The following is a 12,637-nucleotide window of genomic DNA, read 5'->3' as shown; positions in this document are numbered from 1 at the left end:
ATCAATTCATTATATGGGTTAGTGTTCCCCCAAAGGGTGTATCATCAGTTTCTGCTTCTTCATAGGGGCCATGTTTGATTTTTTTGTGCAATAGGTAAATAAACAGCATAAACAACAGGGCATAGACCAAAAAGAACAAAATCAAAGAAAACAAAATCTGATTTTCCGAAACGGCTTGGGAGAATGCTTCATTGGTCCTCAGAAGGCCATACACCACCCAAGGCTGTCTTCCCATTTCGGCTGCAAACCAACCTACCTGATTGGCAATCTGGGGCAGAAAAACTGCAAAAACAAAAATCCAGAGTAGCCATTTTTTAGTAAAGAGTTTACCTTGCCACCACATTACAGTAGCCAATACTGTTAGGAAAATCAAAGCCATACCAATGGCCACCATAATGTGATAAAACTGAAAAACGGCATTGATCTGCGAGGGACGCTCATCTTCGGGAAATGCGTTAAGGCCTGTCACTGGGGCTTCAAAATCATACTCCAGTAAAAAAGATAGCCCCCCCGGTACTTTTATTCCCTTAACTTCTTGCTTTTCCTTATCCACCCAACCCATTATGTACATGTCTGCGGGAGCGGATGCCTCAAAGTGGCCTTCGAGTGCGGCCAATTTAGCGGGTTGGTTCTTGGCCACTCCATCTGCTGACTGGTGCCCCGTAAACAGTTGTCCCAACGAAAATACCGTGGCCACTACCAAAGCTATCTTAAAGGCTTTTTGGGAGATTTCCACATACTTCCCCTTGATGAGATAATAGGCATGTACGCTCAACACCAAAAAGGCGCCGGCCAAAAAAGCACCGAGCCAAACATGGGTAAGTCTGTCCACACTGGATGGGTTAAATACCATGGCCCAAAAATCGGTTATCTCTGCACGAGCGTCCAGCCCTTCACCCACAATGTGAAATCCGGCAGGGGTCTGTTGCCAGCTGTTGGCCACCACAATCCATATAGCGGAGAACATGGAACCTAGAAAAACCCCTATGGTGGACACCAAGTGCACCCAAGGTTTCACCCTGTTCCAGCCAAACAACAATATCCCCAAAAAACCGCTTTCCAAGGCAAAGGCAAATATTCCTTCCGCAGCCAGAGCGCTACCGAACACATCACCTACATAGCGAGAATACACGGCCCAGTTGGTGCCGAATTCAAACTCCATTACAATCCCGGTGACAACACCAATACCGAAGGTCAATGCAAAAATCTTGGTCCAAAAACGGGCCAATTTATGATAGGTCTCATTTTTGGTCCTAATATAAATGCTTTCAAAAATGACCAACAACAGGCCGATGCCTATGCTCAAAGGCGGATAGATGTAATGAAAGGCAACGGTGAAGGCAAATTGAATCCGGGCGAGAATTTCGGTTTCCATGGATATGGTTTTGTATTTCAAAAATACCCATGAAAACTATCTTTCTAAGTTACCCATGTTACAAAAAAACAGTTTTAACACAATAGCAGAAATCATTGCGTTAAAACTGTGAATCATTAAAGGTTTTTCTATTTTTTTCCGCTATTCATCATCATTAGGACAGCAAGAACCAAAGCCACTACCACTGCACCAAATACAGCGATCATGATTATACCGTTGTCCCAAGAAACCAAGGGAAGTGCCAAAAAAGTTTTCATAGGTGTGCATTTAATACCACCAAATGTAATGGCTTTATCTTCTATAAATTATGACAATTCTCATAAAAGGGAACATTCTTAGCACTAGGCTATACATTCTTCCCTTTGAGCATTTTGTTCCAATACAAATACGGGAGACCGTATTTTTTGAGCATCCATAATCTCCAATGTTCCTTATCGCTATGAAATACCAACATGCGTTTTAATTTGGGATCGGGGATGAAGTTGTTGTTATAGTCAAACTCTGCCAAGGTCATTTTGCCATAACCTGTTACCAAGGGGCAGGATGAATACCCATTATAGGAATGGTTGTCTGCAGATTTATGGTTCATCAACTTTATGATGTTCTCAACCACTACAGGTACTTGTTTTCGAACGGCGGCACCAGTTTTGGCCGTTGGCAAGGCGGCTACATCGCCCAATCCAAAAATATTGGGATATGTGTTGTGCTGCATGGAATGATGGTCCACATCCAACCAACCCGCATCATTGGACAAAGCAGAATCCCTTACAAATCTAGGGGCAGCTTGGGGAGGGGCCAAATGTAACATATCAAACGGTACACTGATATCCACATCGCCTACCATTTGTTCCCCCAATTCATTATCCTCGTTAATGACACATCGGTTCTCTTCGGGTGCAGTATGGCTGAAGTGTACTATTCTGTTCTCCACATCAATCTCCTTGGGCGAATAAAACGGTTTAAAGTGAATGCCGTAACGATCGATCACCTTCATTAGGGTCTCCCGGATTTCCTTTACCCCAAATATTACGGTTCCCGGGGTGGCAAATATGACATTGGCCTTGTTCTTAAGTCCGTTTTTTCTAAAATAATCGGCCGTCAAATAGGCAATTTTTTGAGGTGCTCCCCCGCACTTGATGGGCGTGGTGGGCTGCGTAAACAGCGCATTGCCCCCTTTGAAGTTTTTAATAGTGTTCCATGTATGTTCCGGGTCCGTATAGTTGCTGCAAACCACACCAAGTTCCAAGGCCTCCGGCAGGCCTTTGATCATACCGGGTTCCATGACCAATCCTGGGGCAACGACCAAAAAGTCGTAAGTAATGTCCCCATTGCTTTCGGTGGATACGCTATTTTGTCTGGGATTAAATCCTGTGGCCTTGTCCTTGACCCAATCCACTCCGCTGGGCATAACATCGGCCATACGTTTTGCTGTTTTGTTGAAATCATAGGCCCCGGCACCCACCAAGGTCCATGCCGGTTGATAATAATGCGTTTCGCTGGGTTCTATAATAGCTATGTCCAATTTTTTGTCCTTCGCCAAAAGCTGGGCCGCCGTCATGATTCCAGCCGTGCCTCCCCCAATGATCAAGACTTGATAATGTGATTTCATACCTTACACTATTTTCATTTTATCCCGTAAAATATTATGGATATCCTTAAAAAAGTGTAACAAAAGTTACATTATCCATAAAACACCTAAGCCCTGTTTATGAAATCCTCGCCAAAATCCATAAAAAAACCACCCATAAATGGGTGGTTTTTGTCATCAACCAATCAAGAAAAAACCTAGTCCTTGGCTTTACATGTCTTAATTCCAAAGGGCACATACAAAGGACAAAAACTAACAAAGCTTGTCAAAACAAATATGGCAGCCAAGGCCAGTAGTACATAGGCCAAAGTACCCGTAATGACCCCAAAATAATATAGGGCAACCACCACCAAGGCTATTATCAATCTAATTATGCGGTCCAGACCGCCCATGTTTTTTTTCATATGAATCTGTATTATGTTTTCAAATACCTAAGTAATTCTAGGTCCAAGACCTATTTTCACATTATTCCAGCTCCATCTCTCAAATTTAAACCAAATCCGTAGGACATTCGGTAACCTGGGTTACACAGTTCTATTTATTTTTATGCTAGATTTAAGTTTCGTTTTTTATGGATAGAAGGGATTTTACGTATCGATTATCACTGGCCACCATGTCCAGCATATTGGGAGCCGACATTGTTTTTGGCCACAAAATGCCCAAAAACTACCTCCCATTGGGTCTACAGGACCCTGACCCTTTTGAATTGTTCCACAAGGACAAGGAAATGGTGGTCTTGAACGACAAGCCGTGGAATATGGAGGCCAAGGCCCATTTGTTGAATGACGACATTACCCCCAACCAATACATGTTCATCCGGAACAATGGAAAAATCCCAGAGAATATCGATGTTTCCAAATGGACTTTGACCATAGATGGGGAATCGGTAAAAAATCCAAAAACGTATACCCTGGACGAACTCAAACGCAGATTTACACAGCACACCTATCAACTCACCTTGGAATGTGGTGGGAATGGGCGAAGTGAGTTCAATCCGCCCGCAAAGGGAAACCAATGGACCATTGGAGCAGTCTCTTGTGCTAAATGGACCGGGGTACGACTCCGTGATGTTCTTGAAGACGTGGGTGTGAATCCTGATGCATTATACATTGGGTATCATGCTGCCGACACCCATTTGAGCGGTGACCCTAAAAAAGAACCCATTTCCAGAGGTGTTCCCTTGCCAAAGGCCTTACAAGATGAAACCCTGCTGGCCTTCTCCATGAATGACGAGGATATTCCATTGGCGCACGGTTACCCGCTTCGGTTGGTATGCGGTGGATGGCCAGCTTCCACATCGGGGAAATGGCTGACCCGCATCAGTGTGCGCAACCAAGTACATGATGGGGAAAAAATGGGAGGAAGTTCATATCGCGTGCCTTGCGAAACGGTTGCCCCTGGCACTAAAGTGGATGATGAAAATATGTGCATCATTGAATCCATGCCCATAAAGTCCTTGATCACGTATCCAAAAAGTGGTGCCCTAATCAAACAAGGACAAACCTTGCAGGTGAACGGCCATGCTTGGGCCGGGGAACTGGAGGTTTCCAAAATGGAGTATTCCATAGATTTTGGGAGCACATGGCACCACTGTAGCTTGAAAAAACCAACCAACCGATTAGCTTGGCAACATTTCAACGTTACCATTCCCTTTCCCCAAAAAGGGTATTATGAAGTTTGGGCCAGAGCAACGGATTCCCAAGGGAAATCGCAACCCATGGTACTGCCCGGTTGGAACCCCAAGGGATACCTCAACAATGCCTGTCATAGAATAGCGGTAAAAATTGTTTGAGGATGAAAGACAACTTTAAAAAGCAGATCAAGGCACTGACCAAAATCCTCGCTTCTTTCTTATTGCTGATGCTGGTCCTGTTCGGGGGGCTGTTCTATGTTGCCAATAGGAAACCCAAGTCGGAGCTTCAAGAAGTACCGGTGGAAGATTCCGTTGAGGATTTCGACAAAGTGGAGAACGGCATCCATGTGGCCACTGGTTTTATTGATGATGAAGGGATGCAGGCTACCATACAGAATTGTACCGCCTGTCATTCCGCCAAATTGGTGACCCAAAACCGAATGAGCCGGGAGGGCTGGAAAGCCACCATTGTATGGATGCAAGAAACCCAAAACTTGTGGGATTTGGGTGCAAATGAAGAGCTTATTTTAAATTATCTGTCCAAAAACTACGCCCCTACCGACAAGGGAAGGCGGCAGAATTTGGAAGTTGCCGAATGGTATGAACTAAATTGATCATGGGAGAATATCTAGATGCTTTGCTGAACGGATTTTTGGGAACGGCCCAATGGACATGGAAATCCATTTTGTTTCAAGTGCCGTGGTACACCAACTATTTTTGGGGTCTCATTGCCATTTCACTTTTGGTATGGGCATTGGAAATCCTTTTCCCATGGCGAAAGGAGCAGTCCATTTTCAGAAAGGACTTTTGGTTGGACGCCTTTTACATGTTCTTCAACTTTTTCATTTTTTCCATAGTCATCAGCGGCGTGTACAAAGTGCTTGGGGTGCTCTTTTTGGATATGGGAATCAGTTCAAAGAGTTTGGCCCTTGTGGATGTGACCCTATGGCCACAATGGGTCCAATTGTTGGTTTTCTTTATTGTGCTCGATTTTGTGCAGTGGTTCACCCATGTTCTCCTGCATAGGGTGCCGGCATTTTGGGAATTTCACAAGGTGCACCACAGCGTAAAGGAAATGGGGTTTGCCGCACATCTGCGATACCATTGGATGGAAAACATCCTCTACAAACCCTTAAAGACCTTGGGGGTCATGATACTTGGCGGATTTGAACCTGAACAAGCTTATCTAGTACATTTTGCAGCCATTGCCATTGGACATTTTAACCATTCCAACATAAAACTGACCTGGGGACCGTTGAAATACATTTTGAACAATCCCGTGATGCATTTATATCATCATGCCTATGATCTTCCCAAAGAGCATCCCTATGGGATGAATTTTGGGATAAGCATCAGTCTTTGGGATTATATTTTCCGTACCAGTTATGTTCCGGAAAGTGGTGGAAAGATACGGTTGGGGTTCCCAGGTGATGAAACCCTACCCAAGGGATTTTGGGGACAGTTGGTCCATGGGTTTACCAAATCAAAAAGAAACGGCTGATTTATTCAGAACGTTTTTCTGCTTCAAAGACAATGCTCCAGATTCCCCGAACCTGATCCACATCATACCCTATGGCTTCATCTTGGGGATAAAGTTCGGAGAGATGCCCAACAACATCCGGCGCAATGTTCTTTCCGGGAGTTCCGTGGCAATTTAAACACAGATTCTGGGTGATGATGGGAGTGTAAAAATGAACCTTCCCATCCTCCTCCTCCACAATGGGAATAATGGAATCCCCTTGGGCCACTTTTTCTTTAAAGGTGTTGATATGGCCCAATTCCGCTGGATTGGCCTTATTGGACGGATTACGGGGTTTGTCCGAAACCCTTTTGATCTTGGCCTTATAGTTAGCGGCCATGCTATCGGTCAATGGATAGGCCTGTTCATTGCAAAAAACAACGGCTTGGGCCACGCCTTCGTTCTGAATGGTGGTCTTTAAGTTCTTGCCCAAAACCTTTTGGGTCTCTTGGGCATATTCCCTACCTATTTCCAAATAATCTGGATGATTGGATTCCCCATCAACCGATGTTTTTGGTTGCTGTTTGCAGGAAAGCACCCCTACAAGAACAAATAAGACGATAGCCGTTGGTTTCATTTTAGTCGATTTAAATTACCACATACGATACCCCCCTCTTAGATCATAGACCTCACTGAAGCCCATGTCCACAAGTTTCCGGGCCGCTTTTTGACTTCTATTTCCTGACTGGCAGTAGAGGTATACGGGTTCATCCTTCTTCATTTTTGAAAAGGCTTCACCAAATGCCGAAGATTGAAAATAGTCCACATTGCGAGCTCCTTTAATATGTCCTGCCCTAAACTCCCCAGCCGTTCTCACATCCACCAATTGCACCTTGGCTTTGGCTATGGCACTTTTATAAGCATCCCTATCTAAAATTCGGATGGCATCGGACTGATTTCCCTTTGGGAACAAAAAACTAAATATTGACATTTTATCCTGATTTTATGTCCTCAAAAATACAGGGGATAAAAGCTATGGTCAGTAACGCGGGTTACACAACGAAAAGGCAATTAGTCCTCTTTTTTCCAATCGTCATACCCGCCGGAATAGTCGTAAATCTGAGTGAATCCTTTGGTCTTGAGAATCTCTACGGCCTTGTTGCTCCGCGCCCCTTTTTTGCAATAGACATACACAGGTTTTTCCTTGTCCAGTCCCTCCAACTGGAAAGCAAAGGTTTCCGCATTGCTAATATCGAAGTTGACCGCATCATCTATGTGACCCTCTTGGTATTCCATTGGAGTCCTTACATCCACCAACTGAACATCCTTACCTATTACTTCAGTCTGGACGGTGGCCTTATCTATTTTTTTCACGACCTCCTTTTGTTGGGGAAGACAGGACATCATCCATAAAAAACTAAAAGTAAAGAGGGTAAATTTTAGTGCTTTTTGCATGTTGTTATTTTAAAGTAGTTGGACAAACATAATCCGTTACGGGAATCCCCGCGGTTTTCATGGCGGCAAAACCACCAGCTACATCAATAAGATTATGTATTCCCCTACTCTTCAGGATAGAGGCCGCAATCATACTTCTATATCCCCCCGCACAGTGGATGTAGAAAGTTTCTTTGTCCGGAAACTCGGATAGGTGATCATTGATATAATCCAAGGGGGTCAAAATAGCATTCTCGGCATGCTCTGCCTTGTATTCCGATTCTTTTCTAACATCGAATACAGGTGCATTTTCCTCTATGGCTTTCTTCAACTCATCGGCAGAAACACTTTTTACGGTATCCACTTCCTTGCCTGCTGCTTCCCATGCTTTCAATCCGCCTTTCAAATATCCCAAGGTACCATCGAATCCAACCCTTGAAAGTCGGGTTATGGTTTCTTCCTCACGTCCTTCGGGAGCCACCAAAAGAATGGGCTGTTCCACGTCGGCGATCAAAGCACCTACCCATGGGGCAAAACTCCCGTCCAATCCAATGAAAATAGATCGTGGCACATGGCCTTTGGCAAAATCAGCTTGATTCCTAACATCCAAGACCACGGCGCCTGTTTCGTTGGCCGCCACCTCAAAGGCATCTGGGCTCAAACTCTGTGTTCCCCGTTCCAATACGGTATCGATATCTTCATATCCTTCCTTGTTCATTTTCACGTTCAACGGGAAATATTGGGGAGGAGGTAACAACCCATCAGTGACTTCCTTGACGAATTCCTCCTTGGTCATATCTGCCCGTAGGGCATAATTCATTTTCTTCTGATTGCCCAAGGTGTCCACGGTTTCCTTCATCATGTTTTTACCACAGGCAGAACCCGCTCCGTGTGCCGGGTATACAATGACATCATCGGCCAAGGGCATAATTTTGTTGCGAAGACTATCGTACAAAGTGCCCGCCAATTCTTCCTGCGTCATATGTGCCGCTTTTTGGGCCAAATCCGGACGTCCCACATCACCCAAGAACAAAGTATCCCCGCTAAAAATGGCATGGTCCTTTCCGTTTTCATCCTTTAGCAAATAAGTGGTGCTCTCCATAGTATGCCCCGGTGTGTGCAACACTTTGATGGTGACTTTGCCCAATTTAAATTCCTGCCCATCTTCGGCTATGATGGCATCGAACGATGGTTTTGCCGTAGGACCATATACAATGGGCGCACCGGTTTCCTTGGAAAGGGTCACGTGCCCGCTTACAAAATCGGCATGGAAATGGGTCTCAAAAATATATTTTATGGTAGCACCGCTTTCCTTGGCTCTTTTAATATATGGCTTTACTTCCCGAAGGGGATCCACAATGGCCACTTCGCCTTCGCTCTCTATGTAGTACGCCCCTTGGGCCAAACATCCGGTGTATATCTGTTCTATTTTCATTTTTTCTTGGTTTTTGTCAAAAATACATGACTACTTTTACCCGTACAGTTACCAAAGTTACAAACTCTTTGTCTTGGATTGGAGTGAGATCCTTTTCTGAATTCCCGTTCGTTCCTTTTGATCGGAGCAATAGTCCACGGCTTCAAACGTCTGGACGAAAAGGTTTTCCTCCCCAATAATATCGATAAGTCCACTGTGGTACAGAATGTCCCTCGTTGGACCGATGGCCCCCGTTATCAGCAATTGGATACCCTTTTCTCGCAAATCCAAAATAATGCGTTCCAAAAGGGTCGTCGCACTACTATCAATATAATTGATGGCCTCCGCATTGAGGATTATATACCGTAGTGCATCTCCCTTTCTTGCTATTTGTTGATAGAGTTGTTTTTTGAAATAATCCTTGTTCCCGAAATAGAGTTGGGCATCAAACCGAATGATGAGCTTGTCAGCATCCACTTCGACCTCTTGGGCAAATCGGTCCACATTCTTGAAATAATTGGTCCCTTTGATTCGACCTAAAATGGCTATATGGGGGTTGGAAATGCGATATACCAACAACAAAAGGGAAAGCAACACCCCCAAAAGAATTCCTTCGATCAATCCTATGAAAAGGGTCAATAAAAAGGTAGCGATCAACAACATGAATTCATCCTTTCTGCTCTTGAAAAGCATGGCGGGATATTTAATATCAATCAATCCAAAAACCGATACCAAAATGATCGCCCCCAATACCGCAGCGGGCAAATCGTGGAACAAGGGAGTCAAAAACAAGAGCACCGCCCCAATCAGCAATGCACTAAATATAAGCGACATGCCCGTCTTTGCCCCCGCCTGATCATTGACCGCGGTTCTTGAAAAACTTCCTGATACGGAGAACGATTGGAAAAAAGACCCCAAAAGATTGGAAAGGCCCAAGGCCCGAAGTTCCTGATTGGCATCCAACTCATACTCATGGTGTTTCTCTTCAACGGTTTTGGCTATGGAAATGGATTCCATAAACCCAAACAGGGCCACGGTAATGGCAATGGGCAGCAATTGCCCCATTTTTTCCCATTGGAATTCCGGGCTTTGGAATTTGGGCAATCCTTTGGGTATCTCTCCAACCACCTGGATTCCCTTGGTTTCCAAATGCAAAAACAAAACGGCCAAGATTCCCACAATAACGATGATCAGGGGAGTGGGTATCTTTTTGCTGATGCGGTTCATGAAAAGGATAAGGAGAATGGCGGCAATCCCCAATCCCAATGCGTAAAGATTGATCTGCCCCAAACTGCCAAAAATATTTCCCAGCAGCTGGTGTATTTTACTGGATTGTGAAATTTGGACCCCAAAAATATGCTTCAGTTGTCCCAATCCAATGAGAATGGCTGCTGCTGAGGTAAATCCACTGATAACGGGTTTGGACAAAAAATTGATGAAAAAGCCCATTCGCAGGAAGCCCAAAAGCAACTGTATACAACCAATAAGAAGCGTCAAGAAAAGTACCGCCGAAATGTAGTCTTCAATATTGGCCAATTGCAACGCCCCTATGCCAGCCGCCACCAATAAGGAATCCATGGCCACCGGGCCCACCGCCAGTTGGCGCGATGTACCTGTCAACGCATAAACGATCTGCGGAACCAACGCTGCATAAAGTCCATAAATGGGTGGCATTCCTGCAATCATGGCATAGGCCATCCCTTGAGGCACCAACATGACCCCCAAGGTAAGTCCCGCAATGAGATCCCCATAAAGGAGTGAACGATTATAGGTCTTCAACCACGATAAAAAGGGAAAAAACCGTTTAAGCATAGGGTTGGTTTTGAACAAAAATACGGTTCCGTGTATTGCTTTACAGTAACCAAAGGCACAGACCTATAGATCCAAAATCTGGATATAGTTCCGGTGAAGGACCAATTTCTTCATTTTCTCGAGCTTTTTCAACAAGCGTGATATTACCACCCTAGAGGTGTGCAGGTCATAGGCAATCTCTTGATGGGTACTTCGTATCTGATTGTCGTTGGTCACCTCAATCTTCTTTTTGAGATAGTCCACCAAACGTTGATCTAAATTTTTAAAGGCAATACTGTCCACCGTCTGCAACAGTTCATTCAATCGGTTGTGGTAGCTTTCGAACACATAATTGCGCCATCCTTTGTACTTGGCCATCCATTCTTCCATTTTTTGGACGGGCACCATCATAATTTTGGCATCGGTTTCGGCAATGGCCCTAATTTCACTTTGGGTGTGACCCATACAACAGGCCATGGTCACGGAACAGGTCTCCCCTTGCTCCAAATAATAAAGCAACAATTCATCCCCCTCATCATCTTCCCGCAATACTTTAATGGCCCCAGAAAGCAGCAATGGAATACTTCTAATATAGTTTCCGATATCCATGATGGTCTCGCCAGCAGGGACTTCCATGCACTTGCCGACTTCAATAATCTCATCAATAAGGGGTTGCTCAAAATGGGAGCTGAATATTCCTAAAAGTTCTTCTTTCATATGATAGTTATACCCCTCTAAGGTAACCATTTTAGGCAAAAACACCCATGACCGTGGCCAAGATGAAAATCCATAAAAAGCAAGGGCCCGCACAAAGTGCGGGCCCTGACAAACTAACTCAAACTAATTAACTGAAAATAAAACTGACGTATTTATAATTTTAAGGGACTCCCCTTTATTTCCTTGACCATGGGAATATCCAAGAGCTGTAACACCGTGGGGGCAATCTGATTGGAGTATAGCTGTTCATTTTCCATCTCTCCCAACGCTTTGACACCCTTTCCAAAAGCAATCAGCCAAACTTGGCCTGCACCGTTAATCTTACTTCCATGGCTTCTCCAGGTATCCAAGGGTTGGGTGCCCCTACCGTGATCGGTGGTGATCAAAAAAACGGTTTGATCCTTATAGAATTCATCTTCTTGGGTAAACTCCCAAAGTTCCTTGATCAGGGCATCTGTGTTGTGGGCCGATTTCAAATAAGACTGATAGTCCCCATCATGTGCAAAATCGTCGGTTTCCCCGTAGGAAATGTAGACCAGATTGGGATGCTCTTTTTTCATGTGCTCCAAGGCATAATGATGGGTAAAGGCATCCAACCGAACACTGCCCCAAGGACTCGGAATCTGTTCCTGCAATTGGTTAAGGAATTTCTCGCGCTCGTTCAAGTTTTCGGTGGCCGACTCAAAACCGGCATTTACCGGAATCCCTGATCGCTCTTCGTTAATGATGTACGGAAACACATCCCAACTCCCAAATGCGGCAACCCTTCCCTTCCCTTTGGGCGAATTATTGTACCGTTCCAAAATGGTGGTATTGGGGTTGTTCATCTTATCGTTACTGGTGATTCGGGCATCATCGGCAGTACCGGTAAGTATCTCGTTATAGCCTGGATAGGAGAACCACATGGTGTTGGTAAGGTTCACTTTGCTATCCAAATTTCGGTTGCCATGCAATTGGCCCATTTTGGACACTTGGCCCCATACAAATGGTAAAAGCACTTCTCTTCGCTCCTTTGGGGTATCTCTCCAGTACGTATTCTTCAACATATCCGGATTGTGAACGTATTCCTTGTTCGCTACCAAAAGGGAATCTGCACCCGTAAAGAGTTCTTGCCAACGGAACCCGTCCAACGTAATCAAAATTACCTTGGTGCTGTTCGAGTCTTGGGCATTCCCCATATGCATGGCAACCAATGCCATGATCAAAAGCAAAATCCTGTTCTTCAT

The 12,637-nt window shown here is 44.7% G+C and carries 14 protein-coding genes; 3 read left to right on the top strand and 11 right to left on the bottom strand.

Annotated elements, in window-relative coordinates:
- Nucleotide 1 precedes the first annotated feature (1 nt).
- The 4 genes from F8C76_RS13740 to F8C76_RS13730 form a co-directional block, all read right to left on the bottom strand.
- Entirely contained in the window at nucleotides 2-1,375 is a 1,374-nt protein-coding gene (locus F8C76_RS13740) for a cytochrome ubiquinol oxidase subunit I (RefSeq protein ID WP_152132279.1), read from the bottom strand.
- A 128-nt stretch (nucleotides 1,376-1,503) separates the two neighbouring features.
- Nucleotides 1,504-1,632 (bottom strand): hypothetical protein, encoded by a 129-nt coding sequence (locus F8C76_RS19015; RefSeq protein WP_283016257.1) that lies wholly within the window; start codon nucleotides 1,630-1,632, stop codon nucleotides 1,504-1,506.
- Nucleotides 1,633-1,721: 89 nt separating this feature from the next.
- Nucleotides 1,722-2,984: an NAD(P)/FAD-dependent oxidoreductase gene (locus F8C76_RS13735; RefSeq protein ID WP_152132278.1), complete on the bottom strand. Its 1,263-nt coding sequence runs from the start codon at nucleotides 2,982-2,984 to the stop codon at nucleotides 1,722-1,724.
- A gap of 176 nt (nucleotides 2,985-3,160) precedes the next feature.
- The gene (locus F8C76_RS13730) at nucleotides 3,161-3,367 is read right to left on the bottom strand and encodes a YgaP family membrane protein (protein ID WP_129655145.1); all 207 of its coding nucleotides are present in this window, start codon (nucleotides 3,365-3,367) and stop codon (nucleotides 3,161-3,163) included.
- A 167-nt stretch (nucleotides 3,368-3,534) separates the two neighbouring features.
- Here F8C76_RS13730 and F8C76_RS13725 point away from each other — a divergent pair, with 167 nt between their 5' ends.
- The 3 genes from F8C76_RS13725 to F8C76_RS13715 are packed head-to-tail and all read left to right on the top strand — an operon-like array spanning nucleotide 3,535 to nucleotide 6,097.
- Nucleotides 3,535-4,755, top strand: coding sequence for a sulfite oxidase (locus F8C76_RS13725; protein ID WP_152132277.1), 1,221 nt, complete (start codon nucleotides 3,535-3,537; stop codon nucleotides 4,753-4,755).
- Nucleotides 4,756-4,757: 2 nt separating this feature from the next.
- Nucleotides 4,758-5,210 carry a monoheme cytochrome C gene (locus F8C76_RS13720; RefSeq protein ID WP_152132276.1) on the top strand — a complete coding sequence of 151 codons (453 nt, stop codon included), beginning with the start codon at nucleotides 4,758-4,760 and terminating at the stop codon, nucleotides 5,208-5,210.
- Between the two features lie 2 nt (nucleotides 5,211-5,212).
- Nucleotides 5,213-6,097 carry a sterol desaturase family protein gene (locus tag F8C76_RS13715; RefSeq protein ID WP_152132275.1) on the top strand — a complete coding sequence of 295 codons (885 nt, stop codon included), beginning with the start codon at nucleotides 5,213-5,215 and terminating at the stop codon, nucleotides 6,095-6,097.
- Between the two features lies 1 nt (nucleotide 6,098).
- Here the strand turns inward: F8C76_RS13715 and F8C76_RS13710 are convergent, their stop codons facing one another.
- From F8C76_RS13710 to F8C76_RS13680, 7 genes are all read right to left on the bottom strand, one after another.
- Nucleotides 6,099-6,692 (bottom strand): Tll0287-like domain-containing protein, encoded by a 594-nt coding sequence (locus F8C76_RS13710; protein WP_152132274.1) that lies wholly within the window; start codon nucleotides 6,690-6,692, stop codon nucleotides 6,099-6,101.
- A gap of 15 nt (nucleotides 6,693-6,707) precedes the next feature.
- Nucleotides 6,708-7,046 (bottom strand): rhodanese-like domain-containing protein, encoded by a 339-nt coding sequence (locus F8C76_RS13705; RefSeq protein ID WP_152132273.1) that lies wholly within the window; start codon nucleotides 7,044-7,046, stop codon nucleotides 6,708-6,710.
- An 80-nt stretch (nucleotides 7,047-7,126) separates the two neighbouring features.
- Nucleotides 7,127-7,510 (bottom strand): rhodanese-like domain-containing protein, encoded by a 384-nt coding sequence (locus F8C76_RS13700; RefSeq protein WP_152132272.1) that lies wholly within the window; start codon nucleotides 7,508-7,510, stop codon nucleotides 7,127-7,129.
- 4 nt (nucleotides 7,511-7,514) lie between these two features.
- A complete protein-coding gene (locus F8C76_RS13695) occupies nucleotides 7,515-8,924 on the bottom strand; it encodes an MBL fold metallo-hydrolase (RefSeq protein ID WP_152132271.1) in 1,410 nt (469 codons plus the stop codon).
- Between the two features lie 57 nt (nucleotides 8,925-8,981).
- Nucleotides 8,982-10,715, bottom strand: a complete 1,734-nt coding sequence (locus tag F8C76_RS13690) for a SulP family inorganic anion transporter (protein ID WP_152132270.1) — start codon at nucleotides 10,713-10,715, stop codon at nucleotides 8,982-8,984.
- 63 nt (nucleotides 10,716-10,778) lie between these two features.
- Nucleotides 10,779-11,411 carry a Crp/Fnr family transcriptional regulator gene (locus tag F8C76_RS13685; RefSeq protein ID WP_116216910.1) on the bottom strand — a complete coding sequence of 211 codons (633 nt, stop codon included), beginning with the start codon at nucleotides 11,409-11,411 and terminating at the stop codon, nucleotides 10,779-10,781.
- A gap of 152 nt (nucleotides 11,412-11,563) precedes the next feature.
- Complete coding sequence (locus F8C76_RS13680; protein WP_152132269.1) at nucleotides 11,564-12,637, bottom strand: sulfatase-like hydrolase/transferase; 1,074 nt, start codon at nucleotides 12,635-12,637, stop codon at nucleotides 11,564-11,566.

The organism is Flagellimonas olearia (assembly GCF_009184425.1).
GTDB lineage: Bacteria > Bacteroidota > Bacteroidia > Flavobacteriales > Flavobacteriaceae > Flagellimonas > Flagellimonas olearia.
Note: the sequence above shows the minus strand (reverse complement) of the source record. Positions and strands in the feature narration are given on the sequence as shown.

Coding starts and splice junctions, on each gene's coding strand:
- F8C76_RS13725 (WP_152132277.1), top strand. CDS start 3,535: ATGGATAGAAGGGATTTTACGTATCGATTATCACTGGCCACCATGTCC.
- F8C76_RS13690 (WP_152132270.1), bottom strand. CDS start 10,715: ATGCTTAAACGGTTTTTTCCCTTTTTATCGTGGTTGAAGACCTATAAT.
- F8C76_RS13700 (WP_152132272.1), bottom strand. CDS start 7,510: ATGCAAAAAGCACTAAAATTTACCCTCTTTACTTTTAGTTTTTTATGG.
- F8C76_RS13685 (WP_116216910.1), bottom strand. CDS start 11,411: ATGAAAGAAGAACTTTTAGGAATATTCAGCTCCCATTTTGAGCAACCC.
- F8C76_RS13680 (WP_152132269.1), bottom strand. CDS start 12,637: ATGAAGAACAGGATTTTGCTTTTGATCATGGCATTGGTTGCCATGCAT.
- F8C76_RS13720 (WP_152132276.1), top strand. CDS start 4,758: ATGAAAGACAACTTTAAAAAGCAGATCAAGGCACTGACCAAAATCCTC.
- F8C76_RS13735 (WP_152132278.1), bottom strand. CDS start 2,984: ATGAAATCACATTATCAAGTCTTGATCATTGGGGGAGGCACGGCTGGA.
- F8C76_RS13710 (WP_152132274.1), bottom strand. CDS start 6,692: ATGAAACCAACGGCTATCGTCTTATTTGTTCTTGTAGGGGTGCTTTCC.
- F8C76_RS13695 (WP_152132271.1), bottom strand. CDS start 8,924: ATGAAAATAGAACAGATATACACCGGATGTTTGGCCCAAGGGGCGTAC.
- F8C76_RS13705 (WP_152132273.1), bottom strand. CDS start 7,046: ATGTCAATATTTAGTTTTTTGTTCCCAAAGGGAAATCAGTCCGATGCC.
- F8C76_RS19015 (WP_283016257.1), bottom strand. CDS start 1,632: ATGAAAACTTTTTTGGCACTTCCCTTGGTTTCTTGGGACAACGGTATA.
- F8C76_RS13715 (WP_152132275.1), top strand. CDS start 5,213: ATGGGAGAATATCTAGATGCTTTGCTGAACGGATTTTTGGGAACGGCC.
- F8C76_RS13730 (WP_129655145.1), bottom strand. CDS start 3,367: ATGAAAAAAAACATGGGCGGTCTGGACCGCATAATTAGATTGATAATA.
- F8C76_RS13740 (WP_152132279.1), bottom strand. CDS start 1,375: ATGGAAACCGAAATTCTCGCCCGGATTCAATTTGCCTTCACCGTTGCC.